At 44.1% G+C, this 21,167-nt stretch carries 22 protein-coding genes; 9 read left to right on the top strand and 13 right to left on the bottom strand.

All coding sequences use genetic code 11. The annotated features are described in order from the left end of the window. Positions 1-19: 19 nt before the first annotated feature. Positions 20-460 (bottom strand): DUF721 domain-containing protein, encoded by a 441-nt coding sequence (locus VX730_05330; protein ID MEC9291807.1) that lies wholly within the window; start codon positions 458-460, stop codon positions 20-22. Positions 461-661: 201 nt separating this feature from the next. Between VX730_05330 and mutY the strand changes: the two genes are divergently transcribed. Beyond that, positions 662-1,660, top strand: coding sequence for an A/G-specific adenine glycosylase (mutY, locus tag VX730_05325; protein ID MEC9291806.1), 999 nt, complete (start codon positions 662-664; stop codon positions 1,658-1,660). A 30-nt stretch (positions 1,661-1,690) separates the two neighbouring features. Here mutY and VX730_05320 read toward each other — a convergent pair whose 3' ends face one another. The 11 genes from VX730_05320 to VX730_05270 all read right to left on the bottom strand — a co-directional run bounded on the left by VX730_05320 (position 1,691) and on the right by VX730_05270 (position 13,347). After that, the gene (locus VX730_05320) at positions 1,691-1,879 is read right to left on the bottom strand and encodes a hypothetical protein (GenBank protein ID MEC9291805.1); all 189 of its coding nucleotides are present in this window, start codon (positions 1,877-1,879) and stop codon (positions 1,691-1,693) included. A gap of 21 nt (positions 1,880-1,900) precedes the next feature. Continuing rightward, positions 1,901-2,464, bottom strand: coding sequence for a hypothetical protein (locus tag VX730_05315; protein MEC9291804.1), 564 nt, complete (start codon positions 2,462-2,464; stop codon positions 1,901-1,903). A gap of 80 nt (positions 2,465-2,544) precedes the next feature. After that, positions 2,545-3,132: a ribonuclease HII gene (locus tag VX730_05310; protein MEC9291803.1), complete on the bottom strand. Its 588-nt coding sequence runs from the start codon at positions 3,130-3,132 to the stop codon at positions 2,545-2,547. Between the two features lie 152 nt (positions 3,133-3,284). Next, positions 3,285-5,108, bottom strand: coding sequence for a lytic transglycosylase domain-containing protein (locus tag VX730_05305; protein MEC9291802.1), 1,824 nt, complete (start codon positions 5,106-5,108; stop codon positions 3,285-3,287). Positions 5,109-5,271: 163 nt separating this feature from the next. Continuing rightward, positions 5,272-5,970 (bottom strand): hypothetical protein, encoded by a 699-nt coding sequence (locus VX730_05300; protein MEC9291801.1) that lies wholly within the window; start codon positions 5,968-5,970, stop codon positions 5,272-5,274. Between the two features lie 18 nt (positions 5,971-5,988). Beyond that, positions 5,989-6,618, bottom strand: a complete 630-nt coding sequence (locus tag VX730_05295) for an LON peptidase substrate-binding domain-containing protein (GenBank protein ID MEC9291800.1) — start codon at positions 6,616-6,618, stop codon at positions 5,989-5,991. Between the two features lie 134 nt (positions 6,619-6,752). Continuing rightward, the gene (rplS, locus tag VX730_05290; GenBank protein ID MEC9291799.1) at positions 6,753-7,127 is read right to left on the bottom strand and encodes a 50S ribosomal protein L19; all 375 of its coding nucleotides are present in this window, start codon (positions 7,125-7,127) and stop codon (positions 6,753-6,755) included. A 200-nt stretch (positions 7,128-7,327) separates the two neighbouring features. Next, positions 7,328-7,819: a hypothetical protein gene (locus VX730_05285; GenBank protein ID MEC9291798.1), complete on the bottom strand. Its 492-nt coding sequence runs from the start codon at positions 7,817-7,819 to the stop codon at positions 7,328-7,330. 79 nt (positions 7,820-7,898) lie between these two features. Then, entirely contained in the window at positions 7,899-9,809 is a 1,911-nt protein-coding gene (locus tag VX730_05280; protein ID MEC9291797.1) for a sulfotransferase, read from the bottom strand. Between the two features lie 2 nt (positions 9,810-9,811). Next, positions 9,812-11,602, bottom strand: coding sequence for a sulfotransferase (locus VX730_05275; protein MEC9291796.1), 1,791 nt, complete (start codon positions 11,600-11,602; stop codon positions 9,812-9,814). Then, the gene (locus VX730_05270; protein ID MEC9291795.1) at positions 11,599-13,347 is read right to left on the bottom strand and encodes a sulfotransferase; all 1,749 of its coding nucleotides are present in this window, start codon (positions 13,345-13,347) and stop codon (positions 11,599-11,601) included. The genes VX730_05275 and VX730_05270 overlap by 4 nt, the downstream gene beginning before the upstream one ends. 153 nt (positions 13,348-13,500) lie before the next feature. Between VX730_05270 and VX730_05265 the strand changes: the two genes are divergently transcribed. From VX730_05265 to VX730_05230, 8 genes are all read left to right on the top strand, one after another. Next, positions 13,501-14,064 carry an RNA methyltransferase gene (locus VX730_05265; GenBank protein MEC9291794.1) on the top strand — a complete coding sequence of 188 codons (564 nt, stop codon included), beginning with the start codon at positions 13,501-13,503 and terminating at the stop codon, positions 14,062-14,064. 13 nt (positions 14,065-14,077) lie between these two features. Then, positions 14,078-14,401, top strand: a complete 324-nt coding sequence (locus VX730_05260) for a rhodanese-like domain-containing protein (GenBank protein ID MEC9291793.1) — start codon at positions 14,078-14,080, stop codon at positions 14,399-14,401. Between the two features lie 458 nt (positions 14,402-14,859). Further along, on the top strand, positions 14,860-15,624 hold the full coding sequence (locus VX730_05255; protein ID MEC9291792.1) for a hypothetical protein: 765 nt from the start codon (positions 14,860-14,862) through the stop codon (positions 15,622-15,624). An 18-nt stretch (positions 15,625-15,642) separates the two neighbouring features. After that, the gene (locus tag VX730_05250) at positions 15,643-16,299 is read left to right on the top strand and encodes a glutathione S-transferase family protein (protein MEC9291791.1); all 657 of its coding nucleotides are present in this window, start codon (positions 15,643-15,645) and stop codon (positions 16,297-16,299) included. Positions 16,300-16,443: 144 nt separating this feature from the next. Continuing rightward, positions 16,444-18,003, top strand: a complete 1,560-nt coding sequence (locus VX730_05245; GenBank protein ID MEC9291790.1) for a type IV secretory system conjugative DNA transfer family protein — start codon at positions 16,444-16,446, stop codon at positions 18,001-18,003. Between the two features lie 17 nt (positions 18,004-18,020). Beyond that, positions 18,021-18,689 (top strand): DUF1223 domain-containing protein, encoded by a 669-nt coding sequence (locus VX730_05240; GenBank protein MEC9291789.1) that lies wholly within the window; start codon positions 18,021-18,023, stop codon positions 18,687-18,689. Between the two features lie 86 nt (positions 18,690-18,775). Further along, positions 18,776-19,162 carry a hypothetical protein gene (locus VX730_05235; protein MEC9291788.1) on the top strand — a complete coding sequence of 129 codons (387 nt, stop codon included), beginning with the start codon at positions 18,776-18,778 and terminating at the stop codon, positions 19,160-19,162. Between the two features lie 60 nt (positions 19,163-19,222). Beyond that, on the top strand, positions 19,223-20,437 hold the full coding sequence (locus VX730_05230; protein MEC9291787.1) for a DNA recombination protein RmuC: 1,215 nt from the start codon (positions 19,223-19,225) through the stop codon (positions 20,435-20,437). Here VX730_05230 and VX730_05225 read toward each other — a convergent pair. Continuing rightward, positions 20,434-21,150, bottom strand: a complete 717-nt coding sequence (locus tag VX730_05225) for a methyltransferase domain-containing protein (GenBank protein ID MEC9291786.1) — start codon at positions 21,148-21,150, stop codon at positions 20,434-20,436. The two genes, VX730_05230 and VX730_05225, sit on opposite strands and share 4 nt — an antisense overlap. Between the last annotated feature and the right edge of the window lie 17 nt (positions 21,151-21,167).

Raw genomic sequence — 21,167 nt, 5'->3', positions numbered from 1 at the left:
AAAGACCCTCTCTCAATTTTTATTTTTTTGTCTTATTGCTCATGATAAAGACCGCCGACAAACTTTCAAGTTTTTCCCGCATTTTTTCGTCTTCAACAGTTTTCACCATTTCACGGGCTTTGGCTTTGGCATCCTCATCAGGAATAATTTCTTTATGCACATAGGCTTCACGTGTTTCAAAATCTTTACGTACGGTTTTAATACGGCTGATCACTTGTCCACCAAGATATGTGTTCACGCGAGCAATAATGGCAACTTCTTGCATTTTAAGCCCCATAGCCGCACTATCACTATTTACAGCCAGAGTTAAAATATCACCACGCAAGTTTAATGGATAACAGTACGGCGCATAACCCGGCACAATATTTTGCCAGTGTTTAATCAATGCAAAGTTAAATAGCCCGCGTTTCGCGAAGGCCTTTTTAACCAGCTTTGGAACTTCTCCACCAACAGATTTCATTTATGTATGCTTACCCTTGTGCATTTGTAGGAGTTTAATTATTCAGAAATTTGATTTAAAGCTCTCAAAGCTGTTTTGGAGGAATTTTTTGTATTTTTACCATCTGTGGAGTAGATTATCTACTTAAGGGTGGTTATAACTATCAAAAAATGACCCAAATAAATTAATTAATGAACAATTGCACTCTATCATAAAGCCACTATGGGGACAGATAAAAACACATTTTCAAGCGCACTCTTAACATGGTACGCGGAGCATGGCCGCACATTGCCATGGCGTGAAAGCCGTGAACCTTACCGCATTTGGCTTGCTGAAATTATGCTGCAACAAACAACAGTGACAGCAGTTATCCCCTACTACGAACGCTTTTTAGCAAAATTCCCAACATTAGAAAGCTTAGCGAAGGCAGACCAGCAGGACGTATTACACCTTTGGCAAGGGCTAGGCTACTATAGTCGCGCAAGAAACCTTCATGCCTGTGCTGGGCAAATTATGAGTGAACATAACGGCAACTTTCCAAAAGATGAAAAGGCGCTACTAGAGCTTAAAGGCATTGGCCCTTACACAGCAGCAGCTATTACCACCCAGGCCTTTAACCTTCGTGCAAATGTAGTGGACGGGAATGTAGAGCGCGTCATTTCACGATATTTCCAAGTGGAAGAAAAGCTTCCTAAAGCTAAGAAGCTTTTAAAAGAACATGCTGAAACCCTTGTTCCTGAAACAGGTGACTTCCACAGCTACGCCAATGCCATCATGGAACTTGGTGCAAAAGTCTGCACCCCTAAAAACCCTGATTGTGACAACTGCCCTGTATCTAACGGCTGTAAAGCCTTAAAGCACGGCACGCCAACCGACTACCCTAAAAAAGAGCCAAAGAAGAAAAAGCCTGAAAAACATGCAACTGTCTATTTAATCAAAGATAGTAAAGGTCGCCTGTACCTTAACAAGCGCCCTGAAAATGGCCTCCTTGGTGGACTCTGGCAACCTCATCATGAAGGGTGGGAAGAGACAACCTGTGCGCCACACAGCACGGAAGACAATATACACCTCGGCTTTGTAAAGCATGTCTTTACACACTTTACACTCACACTTGATGTGAGAGAGGTCAAAATAGAGACAGAATGCCCTGATTGGTTTGAAAAAAGTAGCCTCCCGCCACTTCCTACACTCTTTACAAAAGCCTTAAACCTCTTGAACTAAAAAAGCCCCCAAAGGGGCTTTCAATTTTCGCTAAGGCCATTTTGACCAGTCCTCAAACCAATCTTCCATCCAGTCTCCCATCAGAGTCCAGAGAAGACTAAAAAGAACTGCATTAAATGCCCAGTTCCAAGTATCAAATGCAAAGCACCCCGCTGCAATAATAACAACCGTCACAAACAACGAGAACAGCATTTGCACGAGGCCGGCAAGTATTGCCAAGGGAAGTTATCCTTCTTCTATTTAAGGGTCAACGTACATCCAGCCATCGCCCTCAGTGGTAGGGTCAATCGCTTTTTGGTAAAGAATATTCAAATCAATCTCAACAGCGCCAAGAATGGCAGCACGTTCTTTTTCCTCCTCAGTTTTGGGAGTCGCACGCACAAAGAGAATGATTTGAAAGGCTTCAAGAAAAGCTGCAAAAGCTTCGGGGTTTTCATCCTTGATGGATTTATCTATCACATCGCCCCACTCCTCAATGCACTCCATATAGAAGGACATATAGCGGCGCATGGCTTTCAGCAGAAGCTCTTCACGATCCATACCCTTAAAACGCCAAGGGTCGCTCGTGTCTTCTGTATTTGCCCAGTTTTTTTCAAGCCAAACACCTGCTTTTTTCACCTCTGCAGGCAATTGGTTCAATTGAATAATGTCTTTGCTGTCTGCCATGATACCGCGCGGCCTCAAAGAGGCGTACTCAAGCGGGCTGGCCATAATCTCCTTTATCAGGTCTTTCATCAGCATAGACATATAGTAAGGAAAATCCCCCATGGGAATAAGTGTGTAATTTTGAAATGGATCCTTCAATGGTGATGGCTCCTTTTGCAGTAAACGGGAAAGAGGTCTTTGATTCCCTCAACCTAACAAAAACCGTATTTTTTGGCAAGTTATCCCTGAAGAATGGCGCGAATAGGCGCAAATGAGCGACGATGATGCGGCGTAACACCAGCTTCCTTTAAACCTTCTTGATGGGCTTTAGTACCGTAGCCTGCGTTAGAATCCCATGCAAAATGTGGAAAGATATCATGTAGCCTTGCCATCTCAGCGTCACGCAAAACCTTAGCAACAATAGAGGCACAACCAATTGTGTAAACCTTACTATCTCCCTTCACCACACACTCACTCTCACAAGGCAGGTTCTGAGGAATCGCGTTTCCATCCACCCATGCAAAGGCTGGCTTACTCCCAAGAGCCTCAACAGCACGCTCCATAGCAAGGAAAGTCGCTTGACGAATATTTACACGATCAATCTCTTCAACAGAAGCACTCCCCACACCGACATCCGCAAGGTTCATAATTTGCTCAGCAAGGAGTTCACGTTTTTTGGCGGTCAACTTTTTAGAGTCTGTCACCCCCTCAAGAAGCGGAACCCCTTCAGGCCAAATCACGGCAGCAGCCATAACAGGGCCAGCCCAAGGGCCACGACCGACTTCATCAATACCTACATGGAGGGGTTTGGGTGCAAAAATATCCATAAGTCACAACATAATAGCTAGAGCCCTAATTCGCTAGAGAATTCGTGAAAATAATTGATTTTGAGAATCGTAGCGCAGTGTACTGAATGTACATGAGCAACGAAGGCGCAAAAAGCATGTATTTGCAACATTTTCTAGTAGAATTAGAAAAGCTATTTAGCGAAAGCAAGACGCTTTGTTGGCCAGCGGTTTTTAGAAAGCTGAGCAAGCGTTGTACGCTTCACACCCATTTGCTTTTGATATACCCACAGGTTTGAAAGAACCTTCTTTACGTAGCCACGTGTTTCAGAAAATGGAATATTCTCAATAAATAGCGCTGGGTCATCATAGATATCTGAGTATCTCTCTACCCATTTTTCAACATTACCAGGGCCGCCATTGTAACCTGCAACCATTTGCATCAAGTTACCATCAAAACGCTCTGAAAGGTGCTGAAGGTAGTATTGGCCTTGATCCATGTTTGTTGCGTAGTTATTGAGGGCATACGTTGATGTACGACGCTGACCACGCATACGCTGAATGTGGCGAGATGTCGCAGGCATAATTTGCATAAGGCCACGCGCACCAACACGAGATTTAATAGAGGGTTGGAATGCACTTTCTTGGCGAATGATCGCATGAAGCAGAGCCCCGTCTACTTCTAGACCACCCTTTGGCTGCCACTTAGGCGCTACTGGGAATAGAGCCGCTGGATACACTTCGCCTTTTTGCTTGAGGTTATACGCCATTGTCATTGCAGAATTAGGCAGGTGCAACTTCACCATAAGGGAGAGTAGACTACGGTCAATCGTATCTGGAAGCGTTTTGTAAATCGCTTTAAATTCGTGCTGAGCAAGGTCGTACTCTTCAATTTGAGCCAGCGCAATCACGCGACGCAGGCCTGCATTCCCAAGAATAATTTCAGCATCTTTTGGCGCAATATCAGGAAGGCTCCAGTCACCATCTTTTGTCACACCCAGCTTTTCAGCTGCAAGCTGACCGTAGAATGTGTACGGATCTGTTGCCGCATCACGGTAGTATTTGTCTGCTTCAGCACTGCGGTTCTTCTCATCATACACACGGCCAATCCACCATGAAATTTGTGAGTAGTATTTGCTGTTTTGAGGAATTGTATCAACCACTTCTTTCCATGCAGCGATTGCGCGGCTTTTTGCGCCCATACGGTAATGGGCATAGCCATGGAACCAACCAGCCTGTGCGTCGCGAATATCTGTTCTCTTCACCACTTCGCCAGCAACTTTAGCCATATCAGAGTACTCATCGTTTACAGAAAGGTTTTTCACAACCTTCACAGCTTCACGAGACCACATTACCTCACCAAGTGTTTCAATGTTTTTCTCATCAAGAATGGTTGAAATTGCGTTTTGGTGCATATCATTTTTACGAAGATAGGCAAGACGTTTTTGAATTTTATAACGCTTACGGTTGAGAGCAATTTGAGCCTGATCAATATCAGGGTCAGAGTATCTTGCAGCTGAAGCTATACCAAATGCAGGTTTGTTATGTTTAGCACCACGCGGCTTACGCTTGTTTGCTAGCTTGTAAATTTCTTTTGCTTGGTGGTGGTCATTGTATTTGCCCATCCACTTTTGCATATCACGGTAAGGTGTTTTTGTTTTGGGGTGCAGAATGCGCTCTGCAATCAAATGCCCAAGAAGGACACGATCATCCAGCTTAGGAACAAGCTTTGCTACCTTTGGACGCTGAAGATTACGCTGGTAAGAGAACATCGCTTTGTAGTAGCGCACATCATCTTCGCTTAAAACTTTAAACTCATCTGGAATTTCAGCAATATCTGGGTTCACGTCATAAATGGTTTGACCATTTCGGTAACCGAGCTGCTCATTGGTTTGGAGAATAATGCGTTCAACGCCAGCATTTCTAGCGCTTTCAGAAATTTTTTGGGCTTTAGGAGCCGTGTGACCAGTTGGCACAAGAAGAGACAAAACAAGTCCGCAAGCAAGCGTGAGTCGCATAAATTCTACCTAATAATTTTTATTATTATTTTATATTAAGTACACGTCGCTCGCGCTACCACAAAAGCGCGGTTTTATTCTATGCTCGCGCGTGGCTGCGGCGTTTGCGTGCCTCAACATTGTTATTTGGAACAACTCCAATAACAACAATTCTATCAGGGATTTAGGCGAGAGCAGACAAAACCTCGTGCCATGCCATTTTTTTCAAATTCCCCTGTCGCAAAATTGTCCTTGGGTGGTAGAAGTACAAGCAAGTTTTACCATTTACCTGCCTTTCCTTTGCCGCCTCCCTAAGAAGAATCTCATCCCCATGCAGCGCATTCACAGCCTCTTGTCCCCAAACAAGAACATACTTAGATGCACTCTTTTCAAGAAGTGGTGCCACCTTCTCTTTTTGCAGATCATGACGACTTGTTGGTGTCACCGTAATATATCCAGGCTCCACGTCAGGCACCAAATGCTGGGCAATTTTTGTCATGATAGAAACTTCTGGTGCACTCAAAGCTGAAATCTCACCCGTCAGCATAAAGAGCACTTCTGCGCTTTCACTTTCAAGCTTAGCATCAACCTGTACAGAAGGCTGTGCAACCGGCTTTGTTGCGGTTGGTGATTCTTGCTTTTGTAAACGCGCAGCCATGTTTTCTGTAACAGCAGACTTAAGCGATGTAACCTGACCGGCAGGCTTTTGCGGCTGTGCAGCTGGTGCAGGCGCAGCTTTTGCTGGCTGCTGTGCAGGGTCTCTAAGCCACTGCGCTGGAGAGTCCCCAACCAAATCCGCCATACCAAAGCTGGCATAGTCCATCAAAAGAACGCTAAGCGCTTGCTTTTGATCTTCCGGAAGCTGGTTCATTTCTTTCCACATAAGCGGTTTATACTGTCCTTAGTGCGTTACGGTTGCCATACCATCTTGCTCAGCAAGAAGGAAACGGAGGGTTTGAATTTCTGTACGCAGCAGATCTACTGTTTGCTGAAATCTTACGCCAATTGAATCAATCTCAAGCAGGCTCTGACGTTTTTCATCTGGAAGAATCATGGCGTTGAGAAGCTTATAACTATCATGCGGCAGAACATCTTCACCCACATGCACACGTACCATATCAGGCTCAATACTCGCGAGAAGATCTTCATAAATACTTGCTAGTTCACCGGCTGTTTTCATCAGAATATCTTCTGCATCTACATCCATGTTATCCGCCAGAAAATCAACATGAGCGCAGTAGTACCCTTCAGGGTGTGTATCCAGTGCGCCTACTGAAAAACGGCGTCCACCTTCCACTGTAATTTTATGTGTGCCATCACCCATATCTTGGTGGTCGGTAATGTAAGCCTCACAGCCCACACTTTTCATTGTGCCCTGCTCATCCTTTTGGTTGCGGCAATATACAAGGCCAAAAGTTTCGTTGTTTTCAATACAGCGCTCCAGCATAGCCACGTAACGAGGTTCAAGAATTTTAAGCTGTGTAGAAGACCCCGGCAAAAGCACTGAAGTCAGTGGAAAAATTGGTAACATATTTACGTTTTATTTTTTCTGTTTATTTCAGTTATTCCATTGTACCAAAAAATCATCTTTTGCACAGAGATAACCTGTCTTTAGAATATAAAAAAACAGCCCGTGAGGGCTGTTTTTTTTCGAAACGATCCGACTTATGCGTCAGCTTTTTTCGCGTAGTCGTTTTTCTCTGCAATACGAGCAGACTTACCACGACGGCCACGAAGGTAGTAAAGCTTCGCACGACGTACATCACCACGACGTACAAGTTCAATGCGGTCAATTACTGGTGAGTAAAGTGGGAATACACGCTCAACACCTTCACCGAAAGAAAGCTTACGTACAGTGAAGTTAGAGTTAACGCTGTTGTTTTTGCGTGCAATGCAAACACCTTCAAAGGCCTGCAGACGCTCACGCGTACCCTCAGTTACTTTTACAAAAACTTTTAGTGTGTCACCTACGCTAAATGCAGGGATTTCTTTACCAAGTGTTTCAACAGTTTCTTTGTTGATTTGCTCAATAATGTTCATGGTCTCTCTCCAAAAAATAATGCCAGTTCTTCTGGCGCTTAACATCCGCATGCTTGTTCATTTCAGGTAGGCACTTTCGCCAACAGAGGCATACAACTGTGTATCCAATTCAAAAGATACAGAGGCGTTATAGGGGAGAGCGCTAAAAAATGCAATAAAAAAAGGCACATAAATGCGCCTTTCTTTCGATTTTTCGTATTTTAACTGTCCTGTTCCCATGGGAACTCGAGCAACTTGCCTCTTTCAGCTGGTTCAAAGGTTGCCTGAAACTGGCCTTCTAGCTCTTCATTCAAGATGGCTGCGTACCAGTCTGGCTGAAGCGCAGTAACGTACAAGTCCGCCTTTCGGATGGCAAACTCTTTTGGCATAGGGCCAACATCGCGCGCTGGATCCACAAGAACCGCAAGCACATCCATCATAAAGCCAACAGTACGCTCTGCTGCAATATCGTAAGTTTCTAAAGTCACAATAAGAGAATTAGAAATCGGCTCTCGACGCACCTCTACAGGATGACGCGCAAGCCACTTAGAGATATCACGGCGGATAGCAAAACAGATATCGCAAGCAAGTTGCAGAGCTGACTTGGTGTGATAAGCCTTTTCAAAGAGCGCTTTTTCAGCGTCTTCCAAGTTCACGTCAGCATCAAAGTTCAATCGAACAGTTATCTCCTGCATGAACCCTAAAGATTTCATAAGGGATCTCCTTAGAAAAAGAAAAGATAAGTCAGATGAATTTCCCCTAACCTAACAGGACAGGCTGTATACTTAAAGGCTATTTAGACGATTTATATCCAAGAAACTTTAAATGCGGTTTCATGACGCTTATATACGGTTCAAAAACATCTTTGTATGATTCCCAACGCCCTTTGGCGCGCTGGTAAATCGGTTCAACAACTTGGCTATAACTTGGGGTTTGAATTGTTTTTTCTGATGAAGAGCGTTCACGGTACTTAAGAACACCGTCTTCCCATGGCATATCAACAAACTTAAGAAGGGCTCGTGCTTGGCTCTCCATATCTTGCACAACATCTTCATAAGCAATGTAATGCACATCAAAATCAGTGGCTTTCGATGTCTCTTCCCACAGGCTTAAAATCTGGTCATACAAATGAACCGCATCTTCAACTTTAAGGAAGTTTGCCATAGCAGCATTCATCTCAAAACTTTGCATAAAGTTACTAAGCACCACATCAAACGGGTGACGCGTTGCAAAGATAAACTTCGCACTTGGGAAAATTTTTCTCAAATAAATGGCCTTGGTAATATTTAATGGATACTTATCAACAAGCATCTCCTTTGGACGCCCGCCAAGCACCTTCTCCACATTACTCCAATATAACTTTTGGAGCTCCTCAATATCCTTTTTAGAAAGGCTGTCATAGCTATCAACTACGGTACGGTCACCCTCAAGCGCATGTGAAAGCATCTCTGTCACACAATCCTGCTCTTCCATCACCTTAATGCCTGAGTGCGCATCTAAAATCTGATCAAGAAGCGTGGTGCCACTTCGAGGGAAGCCAATTAAAAACACTAAAGGAGGGTGAGATACGTCAAACTGTTTATGCTGCGTATAGCCTGAAAGAGCTTTCTGCAACCGCTCCATTTCATCTAAATAATTTTGCTTCTGCACTTCAACCTGAGGGGAAAGCTTTGCATAAAGCCCATTGGCACCAACTAAAGCTTGATAAGCCTCATCATGCCTCTCAAGGCGGTCTAACACGCGTCCTTCTTCAAACATCACCATCACTTTATGTTGAGGCGGTAGAGGCTGTGAGAGCACTTTTTTCAAAAGCGCTTCAGCCTGTTCCAAATCCCCATTACGTCGCGCAAGAAGCGCCTTAACATAAAGAAGAACTGATGCATCAGATTTAATGGCAAGCCCCTTTTGAACCGCATCAGATGCTTTACTCGTGTTATTTAACTTTTCATACACTTCAGCAAGTGCCGTGTAAGCAGTCAGCGCTACATCTTGATGGGCCGCTGCCTGTTCGAGCCATACTAAAGCCTCTTTATAATCTCTGCACCCCATCTCAATCATACCCATCTGAATCAGCAGATGTGGATGGTGAGGTTTTAAGTTCAAAGCTTGTGTCGTTGCTGTTCTCGCGCCATCAAAGTCAGACATTTTCAGAAGAATTAGGCCAAGGTTATAGTAAACATCTGCACTTTGCGGCAGCGCATTCACAGCCTTAGATGCCACAACGGATGCAGCTTCAAACTCACCATTTGCTGCAAGCATTTGGCTATGCCAAAACCAAGCTTCTTGCACTTTAGGGCAATGCTTTAAAAAGCTTTCAGAAGCGGCTTTGGCCGCCACAGTGTTGTTTTGAGATTGGTAAAAACGGACTAAATCTAAGTGATATTTCGCATCATCCACCCTATGTACTACAGCGTTTTTAAAGGCTGTTTCTGCACCGGCAACATCATGTAAAGCCAAGTGAATTCCCGCAAGGTTACTCCATGCATCAGGCATGTTGGGGCGCAATTGAACAGCCTTTTCTGCTAGAGACTTTGCGTCCAACATATAGCCTTGCTGTTTTTTAAGAGCTGAAAGAAGATGCAACGCATCGGGCTGGTTGGCTTGCTGCTTTAAAACTTGGTTGTAAAGCTCTTCAGCTTTCTTCAAGTCTCCAGACTGATGGGCCTGAAGTGCAAGTTTTAAGATGCCAAGCACGTCACCCATACCTACACCTTCACCTCAGGCTCTAAATGAGCAATTTTATCTGCCAGTACATTCAAGCTATCGCCGTATCGTTTCCATTTATCTAGAGATCCTGTGTACATAGGCTGGCGCACTTGAGAGGCACTTGCTGTCATCACATCACGATCTTGTTTATGGAAATCCCCTGCCCCTTCTGGCACATCGAGGCCGATATACTCGAAGAGTTTCTGTGTGGCTTCTTCTTGGTTTGCAACCAAGCTCTCATACTGAGATGTATAGAACCCACCCGGGAAAAGCGCCTTCCAATGCGCAATCAAGTCTTCATGCCATGTGTAATAATCCCCGAGTTCTTCAAGGTCATATGCGTAACCTTGCCCATAGGTAAAATCTTGCTTAAAGCAAGAAAGGCACGTCGCCATACCGCTGCGCGCGCAGTGAATAATTTTAGCATTTGGAAACATTAATTTAATAAAGCCAATAAAGAGTGAGTTGCTTGGCATTTTATCACTGATAAATGTGTAAGCACTTTCGCCCGCATCAGCTTTTAGCTTCTTCAAATAGTTTTCTGCCCATATCATCAAAGTTTCGGGCGTGATAGGTCTATTCCATTCATCAAGCGGTTTTGTGTTAAAACCATGACGATCTTTAATTTGTAGAACATCTTGCAAATGATCTCTTTCACCCGCAGCAAAGATATCTGGATGCGTAGATAGAATTTGCTCTGTAAGCGTTGTTCCGCTACGCGGCATACCCACAACAAACACAGGTGTTTCATCCTGAATACCTGCGCCTTTTAAACCTTCGATAAACTCAGGTGTAAACATATCCTTCATACTCTGTATAAAAGATTTCATACGTTCTGCATCGTATTCAATGTCAGCACGCTTGATGGCGTTCCCTTCAATCCAGTACGGCATGCTTTCAGGAAACTGTTTACCGTGCTCTAAACCACGCGCCAAACCAAAGCAAACACGCTTACGGTCTGCACTCTTTTTATCTGTTTGCGGGTATAGTGCTTCTAGAGACCTGAACACTTCGCTTTCAGGAGGCGTTTTATCAAGAAGTGTATAAAGAGAAAGAATACGGGAGTGATTTGGATGCTCAACATGACCGGCATGAACCATCTCTTTTGCACCATTTAAATCACCTGCAAGCATGAGAGCACGCGCATAATTCACATACAGAGGAACTGTTTTTACATCTGCCTCATAAAGCTCCTTAAAAATCTGAACCGCCTCACCCACACGCTCCATCTGCATTTTAAGAACCCCGCATGCGAGCTTAATATCTGTATCTGTGGGTGTAAGGCTTAGTGCCTTCGTTAGGTTTTTCTCTGCAGAAGAAAAGTCATGCTCATCTTTATAAAGAAGGCCTAAATGATAGTAACTCTGAGGAAGGGCGTCCTTAATCGCAATGGCCTGCACAAATGAGACTTTCGCATCAGACACATCGCCCAACATATATTGCGCAATTCCTTTACCTTGCAAACCTTCAGCATACTGGGGGTTTAAGGTCAGTGCATTTGTATAAGCATCTCTCGCTTGAATGTACTTTTTCTGCCCCAGATATGTGGCGCCCATGTTACCCCAAATGGCTGGGTTGCGCTTATCTTGTTTGAGGGCTTTTTGCATAAGCTTTTCTGCCGTAGGGAAATCTCCCGTACTCATATGAATCACCCCTTTAAGGTGAAGTGCATCTGCCTGTTTCGGGTTTTGTTTGAGTACAGCATCATATAACTTCCCCGCCTCCCCAAGGCGTCCAGATTGGTGAAGACCTACAGCCTGCTGGAGCATTTGCATCACTTGCGCGTTCACAGAACACCCTCCGAGATGAGTGTTTCCTTAAGGACTGACAGTTCAGTCTCGTATTTCTTCCAGCTCTCCAGTGAACCTTTATACATAGGCTGGCGCACTTGCGTTGCACTTGCTGTTTGTACATCACGCTCTTGCTTGTGAAAATCAAGAACAGTGTCTTCCCATGGCAGTTCACAGTATTCAAGTAAAGCTTTCACCGTGTTTTCGGTATCGTTAACAAGATCCTCATAAGACAATGTAAACATATCGAGGTTCTCGTACGACTCAAAGTATTTCATCAGCTGGCTATAAAGGCCGTAGTACTGCCCCAGTGTTTTCTGGTCATAGCACCAATGCTGCCCTTCAGCAAACAACTGCTCAAAGTTAGAAAAGCACGTTGACATTGGCGAGCGCTGAACATGAACGATCTTCGCTTTCGGGAACATGGCACGAATACCTGATACGTATAAAAAGTTACTCGGCATTTTATCTGTAAAGCGACCCTGACCACTCCAGCCTTTTTCTTGCACTTGCTCCAAGTACCAATCTGACTTTTCCGCAAAGTCTTCATCAGCAAGTTTGCCGTAATGCGCAGGCTCATACGGGCGACCACCCAGAGCTTGCGCCACATACTTCAACTCACCCATACCTTGCACAGCACTATGGGTCGACAAAATCTGCTCAGTAAGCGTTGTGCCACTACGCGGCATACCAATAATAAAGATTGGCGCATCAGAGCTGTTGCCACTCGCCATGAGGCGATCTAGGCGCTCAGGTAAAATCACATCGGCTGCCATTTTGAAGAAGGCTTTTTCAGACTTCATTTCAAATGGTGCGAGAGGCTTATAAAGCGCATTCCCTTTTAGAAGGTGATCAATAGCCTTATCTGTCGCCTTTTGTTTTTTGTAGAAACGGTACAGGGCAAAATGCATACGTGCACGGTCGTACTCTTTCAGCTCCGCACTTTCAGCAAGTTTAATTGCTTCTGCTTCATACGCCTTAAAGGCATCATCAGAAACAGCGCTTAGGTGGTAGTACGCCGAGCCATGTGTTTTATCCAGTTCAATTGCTTTTTTCAAGTAGTTCTCAGAAGCGTCCATATCACCCATAATCATGCACACTGCACCCAGGTTACCTGCACTCATGACGCTTGGCTGAATCTTGTAAGCTTTTTCATACTGCTTTTTCGCGTCGGCGTAACGCTCTTCAGATTGGTACAAACTCCCAAGCGTTGAAATCAGCATAGGATCTTCAGGTGCTGTAGCAATCGCTTCTTCCAATTTAGAAATGGCAAGAGATTCTTCACCCAGCATAATATGAGCAATCACCATCTGGCTGAGGACAACACCATGGAAAATATTCTCACCGCCTTTCGCCTTTTCAAAAAATTCTAGCGCTTCTTTGGGCTGGCGCTCTGCAATCGCACACTGCCCCAAACCAAGAATGGCCTGCATGTTTTCTGGGTTCAGCTTCAGGGCGTTTTTGTAATAATTCTTCGCTTCATCTGTGCGGCCCACTTCACGCAAAACATGAGCAAGGTTCATATGGAAGCCCGGCTGATTCTGGTCAATCTGAATCGCTTTTTGGATCGACTGAATCCCTTCCTTACTTTCACCAAGTTGGTGACGCGCAAGACCTAAAAAGTGATGCGCATCCGCATGGTTCGGGACTTGTTTAATGATTTGTTCACAGATTTTTTTTGCATCAGCAAAACGCCCACCACCTAACAGTTGGGCACTCAATTGAATGGCCTGATTAAAGTTCATAGCTTTGTTTTTATTATATATTAATATGCATATTTCCTCTCCATCATACGCGCAGAGAAGACCTGAATCCACCCCACAGGCCATACAAGGGTAGATTTTATAAAGGGGTTGAGGTATTTTGGCGACTATCTAATAAAGTGATAGGAAGCTCTTATGAGAGGTTTTTTTGGAATTGGTGTTGAGCAAATTAGTAAACCGATGAACTTAGGTGCCATTACGCGTACGGCTCATGCCTTTGGTGCAGGCTTTGTATTTACTGTTGCAGGGCACGCCAAGAAGAAAGACATTTACGGCGCAGATACTTCTCGCACATTTGAACAACTTCCATTTTATGAGTTTGAAGGTTTAGAAGACTTTACAATCCCTAAAGGTGCAAGGCTGGTTGGGATTGAACTCACAGACGATGCCATTGACCTGCCGTCATTCACACACCCGAAACAAGCTGTTTATATTCTCGGCCCTGAAGGTGGTAGTCTCTCCCCCTCTATTGTAGATCGCTGCGATTACGTCATTAAAATCCCAACAAAGTTCTGCCTCAATGTTGGCCTTGCCGCAGCACTGGTGATGTATGACCGCCAAATGACTCTCGGCAAATTCCCAGATCGCCCAACAGGCACAGGCGGCCCAAGACTCGATGACACATCTGAGTGGGTGCCAAGCAAAATTAATAAAGGGCGAGTGAAAAGCAAAACACTCAAACCTCTCGAAGAACAATAAGAAAGATAGAGATATGCCAGACGTTATTGATATTACTCCAGGTGAAGCTAAAGCATGGCTAGAGGCCGGCGACGCCATTATGGTAGATGTACGTGAACCATTTGAGTATGAAGAAGCTCACATTGGAGACACACCTCTTGTTGCTCTATCTACTTTCTCGCCTGAGCTTGTACCCTTTGAAAAAGGCAAAAAACTGATTCTGCAATGCCGTTCTGGTGGACGCTCAATGATGGCTGGAGAGCAGATGATTGCTGCTGGCTTCCCTGATGACGTGTACAACATGATGGGTGGTATCCAGAAATGGGAAGAAGAAGGCTTCCCTGTCGAAAGAGCCTAACAAATTCTCCTCACTCGCTCTCCAATAGCGAAAATATAATTTTCATGATGCGTGCAGGCGATGTGTACTGAAATGTACATGAGTCGAACCCAGCAATGAAAAGTATATTTGCAGCATTTGAGAGTAGAGTGAAAATACACAAAGGCCAGCGATTGCTGGCCTTTGCGAGATACAGGACAAAACTTTTAATGCAGGAACTTGGGGGACCCCGCAGCCTTGCCGCTTGGTGATCACCTCCTATCTCAAAGATGTGTGATTCATATTCACCCCCTGTTACCAGTTGAAGATAATTTATTAACGCATCTCTCATTATAAATTGCACGAAAAATAGGCAGTACATTTTCACATCCAATTATGTCCTGTTGTAAATGTGCACATTTTTCAGGCAATTAAAAAATCTGTGTTATGATGGTTTTTATCCGCTTGAGAATCCCCACTCCCTGAGTTAAAGTTTTCCTATGATAAAGCTCCTATTCAATACCATTTTCACATTTGCTCTACTTGGCGCACTTGTGCTCTTTTTTGCATTTAATCCATTTGTAGAGTGGCGCCTGCAAAATACCTTGCAAGACTCCCTTGAACAAACAGTCACCTTTGAAAGTATGAGACTCTCTCCATTTACAGGCTCTGGGGATATTGGTGGTGTGACAATCAATGGGATTGGAGAGTTTAGTGAAGAGATACTTCTGTATATTCCACGTATTGATGTTAAATTTGATCCATTCTCACTTTGGAGCAACACACTCAACATTGAAAGCATTGGCGTGCATGATGCAAAAATTGAATTTGCAGGTACGGTTACAAAGAACAACGTCAGCACAATGGTTCAGCACCTCTCTAACATGCGCGTTCCTGAAAACTCTACAAGTGACGAGCTCAGACCGTTCTATCACAAACGCTACACGCTAGGCATGACAACCCAAAAAGGCACAAGGGTTGCCATTGAGCCTAACATTCTCAGAGGGCATAGCATCAGCGCAGATGTACCCATGTCAACAACACGTGAGCCCCTAGGTGGAGGCAGCGCCACATTAGAACAAGTCACATCATTCCTTATTCTGGATGTACTGAGCCGCAGCCCTGAAGCTATTACTGGTGAATTCAACCTTCTTAAGGAAGGGCTTGTTGGACTTGGGCTTTTGGATAAAGATGTTCTAACCCCTAAAGAAGAAAAGCCGGGGTTCTTTGGGCGTCTACGCAATAAGATTACAAACCTATTTTAATAAGTAAGGATCAAACACATGAACCAACCGATTTTACATAGTTTTAGATTTTGTCCTTACGCCACACGTGCGCGTATGGCTCTTGCCGCAGCAGGTATTGAGTACGGACACCGTGAAATCAACCTTTCTCAAAAGCCTCCTGCTTTTCTTGAAATTTCAGCAAAAGGCACAGTACCAGTTCTTCTGCTTGATGATGGAACTGTGATTGATGAAAGCCTTGATATCATGACATGGGCAATGGATCAAAATGATCCATTTGGCTGGAATGAACTATCTCAAGATGAGAAGTCAGCCATGCTTGAAATTGTAAAACTTATTGATGGCGACTTTGCTAAAAATAGCTTCTTCCTCCGCAACCCTCATAAAGTAAACTTTGATGATGTACACGGCAAAAAGCAGCGCAAAACGGTAGAAGAACTTTACGAAGAGCCATGTAAAGAAACTTGTGAAAAGCTCAACAGTATTTTTGCCAACCAGCCATACGTGTCTGGTGCCAAGGCAGGTTTTACTGATATTGCCATGTTCCCGTTTGTTTGGTTCCTTGCACAAGATGTATCTTGGCTCAAAGCTGGAACGTACCCACACCTCGTAGAGTGGCTCCAAAATATGGAAGAACAACCTTTCTTCCTAAACTCAATGAAACGCTTCAATTTCTGGCAAGGTCAGAAAAAATAAATAGAAAACGCGTTCTAAAAGACACAGCGCATCCCTTGATTCACAGAGGCCTGACAGAAGTCAGGTCTCTTTTTTCTTGTGTCTGAGCACAAAAGATTTTGTAATGAAAATAACAACAATATGTTTAGGTAAATAAGAGATCTAATGATCCGTTTGATTCTTTCAAAACCGGTTATTGGCGGGGTTCTCGCCCTTTTCATGGTGTACAGCACCATACACCTCGATCTATTTGAAACACTTGTTGGCTTTGCCTTTATTGGAACAATCTTCGGTTCCGCTTTTGTGATTCAAAAATCTAAAGGCTCTAATGGTGAGCGCGGTTTTGAAGAACACCTTAAATTCCTAGATGGTATGACCGGTAAAAAGAAAACAGGAACCATGGGTTCGGCTTCTTTTGCTAATACAGAGGATCTGCGTCGTGCAGGGTTACTTGGTGAAAAAGGCTTTATTGTTGGCAGATACAAAGGCCAGTTTATTCGTTACAACACACCAGGCCACATGATGACATTTGCACCAACACGTTCTGGTAAAGGTGTAGGTCACGTCATTCCAAACCTGCTCACACACCCAGGTAGCGTTGTTGTAAATGACATTAAGGGTGAGAACTTTGGTGTTGCAGGTCGCCAAAGACAAAAGTTTAATAAGGTTTATACCTTTGCTCCATTTAACGATAACAGTAACTGTTACAACCCAATGGACTTTATTCGTACAGGCACATCAGACGAGCTTGATGATGCGCGTATGATTTCAGACATGATTATTATTGAAGGTGCAAGCGACCCATTCTGGGACCGTGAAGCGAAAAACCTTGTCACAGGTCTTATTCTTTATGTCGCCAATGAAAGCCCGAAAGCGCTACGTAATATTGGTGAAGTACGCTATCTCCTCATGCAATCACAAAAGGATTTCCAGCTCACAGTAAAGGATATGTGCCGCTCTAAAAATAGCTTTGTACAGCGTGCAGGTGCATCGCTGAGCGCGACAGAGCCTAAAGTCCTTGCCAGTGTCCTTTCTACAGCCAAAGCCCAAACAGCGGTATGGGATAGCCCAAGGCTGAATGCCATCACATCTCGTAGTGACTTTGACCCACTGGATATTAAACGTGAACCCTCTTCACTATTCCTGATTATTCCACCTGAGTACTTGGACGTATATAGTACGGTAATTCGTCTCTTCACAGGTATTATGCTGGCTGCAATGATTCGTGCCAAAGGTCAACCAAAAGACCGTATTCTCTTCCTGATTGATGAGTTCCCGGCACTGGGTTACATGCAGAACATTGAGGTTGGTATTGGTTACCTTGCTGGTTATGGTGTGACCTTGTGGATGTTTATCCAGGATTTGAACCAGCTGAAGGATAACTATCCAAAGTGGGGATCATTCCTTTCTAACTGTGCCGTGCGTGCTGCCTTTGGTACCAACGATGTAGAAACTGCAAAAGTCCTTTCAGACATGATGGGTACCACAACAATTCAAGTTGAAAACAGCGGAACATCAAAAGAAAAAGGTCAGCTGATGGGTGGTAACGTGAGCAAAAACTTCAGTGATACGTCACGCGCTCTTATGACACCTGATGAAGTTATGCGAATGCCGTTTGACACGCAGCTTGTGTTTGTGCAAGGCTGTAAGCCTATTCTCGCAGAGAAGATATTTTACTTTAAAGACCCTGCCTTTAAGGGACTCTTTGATAAGTGGGACGGCTAATAAAAAGGAGATAACTCATGAAACGAACTCTTGGAAAAATTGTTCTTTGTGCCCCTCTTCTTATGCCAACTTTCTCTCACGCCACAACACTTATGCCGAATGTTCTGGAGATGTTTACATCTAAGACGTGCCCGTCTTGCCCGAACGCGGATAGAAACCTTACAGAAATGGCAAAAAAAGATGGTCGCCTTGCGCTCTCTTACCATGTCAACATTTACAAGAACCGTAAACTCAAAGATCCATTTATTTTGGTTGAAAATAACCTTCGCCAAAAAAAGTACAATGCTCTACAAAATACCAATGTGCGCTACACCCCTCACTTTGTGATGAACGGTGAATACCACATGAATGGTGGCAATAGCTTTAAAACAAAATGGCACCTTCTTCGCCATGAAAAATCTGAAGAAGAGATTTCAAATATTCACCTGACTGAAGCAAGAGATGGCTACACCCTCTTTCTTGGCGAGACCGATAAAATCAACCTTGCTCAAGACCTTTGGCGCGTCACATACAGAACAGACAACAGCTCTCACAAAATTAATACTGTAACGTCTATTGAAAGGCTCGGTGTATGGAAAGGCGGCGAAGCCTTTGTCCCTGTCCAAAAAGCAGGCAAAAATGAAGCTGTTGCCATTCTGATTCAAGCCCAAAATCAAGGCCCGATTTACACAGCAGTTTTGCCATAACTCAAAAAGCATTTGCTCCAAAACCTGTTTTTAGATAGAAAAATAGAGATTCTTATCTTTTTCTTTCTTTTTTCAGGAGTATATACATGCAAACCTTAGAAATTACTAAACTGTTTCAATTTAATGACGGCCGTTTTCTTTGCCTCGTTCTGCCTGAAGAGCCCGAAGATGAGGATAATGGTTTTCTGCCAGGCTCTATTGATGACGAACCGGATACGGGCACCATCTATATTGGTCATGAAGGCAGCAATATCCAAGTTTTGGATATTCTACCTATGAGTATTATGGGCGGTGGTGTCACACAATACCTCACTGCAGAAGGAGCTCTTCATTTCTCAGCACCACACATGAACATGCCCCCACGCTGGGAGAAAGAAGAGCTCACCGATGTCTCATACGACATTGATAAATATATTCTTGTTCGCCGTGGTGACAAAGTGATCTTTGAAAAAGTGATTGATCACAACTTTTAAACGAATGAAAAGCATCGCATTTGCGGTGCTTTTTTGTGCTCAAGATGTTAAGATAGACTTATGAATATTTTTATTGCTTCAGCACTCAGTTTTTTAAGCGGTCTAGGAATTGGACTTGCCTTGCTTTGGTTTAGACGTAACGATGCCGGAAAAATGGCAGAGCTACTCCTCTCGCAAAAACAAGAAGAAATGGATAAAACCATTTCTCAAATGCGTGATGCCTTCAGCACCCTCTCTTTGGAGGCTCTACAACGCAACACTGAACAATTCCTTTCATTGGCCTCTGAAAATCTAGACAAGAAAACTCAGGCTGGTAAGCAGGAGCTTGGCGCTAAAAAAGACATGATCGACCAAACCCTTAAAACTATGAAGGGAGAACTCGATAAAGTACAGGGTATGGTACAAACCATTGAGAAGGATCGTAAAGCGAAGTTTGATGTCCTCTCAAGTCAGCTCACATCTGCCGCTGAAGAAACCAAACAACTGCGCGAAACAACACATGCTCTAAAATCAGCTCTAAGCAACGCGCAAATTCGTGGCCAATGGGGTGAGCGCATGGCTGAAGATGTTCTGCGCCTTGCAGGATTCCAAGAAGGTATTAACTACCTCAAGCAACAGCAGACAGAAAAGAAGAGTCGCCCAGACTACACCTTCTATATGCCACAAAATCGCGTTGTACATATGGATGTGAAATTCCCTCTTGATAACTACCTTGCTTATATGGAAAGCGAAAGCGAAGTGGAGAAGAAACAGTTCCTCAAACAGTTTCTTGCAGATGCCCGCCGCCGTGTAGATGAAGTGACAAAACGTGACTACGTTGATACCACACAAGACACACTGGATTACGTGATCGTATTTATTCCAAATGAGCAAGTTTACAGCTTCCTGCACGATCAAGACCGTACCCTTGTCGATACAGCTCTGGGTAAGAAAGTTATTCTTTGTTCACCAATTACACTGTACGCCATTCTTGCCGTGATTCGCCAAGCGGTAGATAACTTCCAGATGGAGCAAAAAGCTGGTGAAATCTTACGTCTGATTGAAAAATTTGGCGCGCAATGGGGCAAGTTTACAGATGCCATTGATAAAGTTGGGAAGAAGATTGAGGACAGCAATAAGGCTTTCCTTGAACTCACAACAACACGCCGTAACCAGCTAGAAAAACCTTTGCGTGAAATTGAAGCGCTCAGACAGTCTGATAAAATCTTCAAAACAAGCTCAGGCCAACCACTTGAGTTGATTGAGAATGAAGATAAAAAAGAAAAAGACGCCTAGTCTAAAACAGGCTTCACAACTTTTGGAATCAGCTTGCCGAGCGGGCGCACGACAGAGCCTTTATACATTTGCTTTTTCGCCTCTGTCATCATGATACCGCCAAAAGGTGAACGCACCCCCTGTCCGACAGACTCAAAGAAGCTTGATTGCTTAAGCAACATTTCAAAACTGAGACAAGGCGTATGAAGAATGCTCCTTTGTGAAAGTTCTGTCAGGTTAGCGTCACGAATAAGGCGAGAAACTTGCAGCCCTGTATAAGGCCTTCCACTTGCGAGCGGCGAAAGCGCATCACGACGGCTCCAGTTTGACAGACGATTTGCCGTTAGAATAATGAGGCGACCTGACTCACTCTTTAATGTGCGCCAAATTTCGCCCATCACTCCATCCTCATGGAAAGAATGCTCCAATACATGAGAGACAATAATCACATCGAAGGTTTCATCTTGGAATGGTAGAGAGTCCTCATGCACAAGTACACTTTGATTCATACCAGATTCAGGCCATGGTACGGCTCCCATCCAAGAAGGATACGCCATGGTAACATGCGCTTCTTTTTCCCAAAGGTGAACATAAGGTGCTGTAAACCCAAGCAAGAGAATACGCTGACCGCGGCGATCTTCACATGCTTTTTCAAGGGCATGATTCACCGTACGTGCTGCCATACTTCCAACAGAAGTATGAGACCAATTCCTGAGTTTCAGAATATCTAACATTTTGCTATGATAGGCCA

The sequence above is a fragment of the Pseudomonadota bacterium genome (genome assembly GCA_036141575.1).
Classification (GTDB): domain Bacteria; phylum Pseudomonadota; class Alphaproteobacteria; order UBA2136; family JAPKEQ01; genus JAPKEQ01.
The sequence above is the reverse complement of the archived record's forward strand: the minus strand, read 5'-3'. Positions and strand labels throughout refer to the sequence as shown.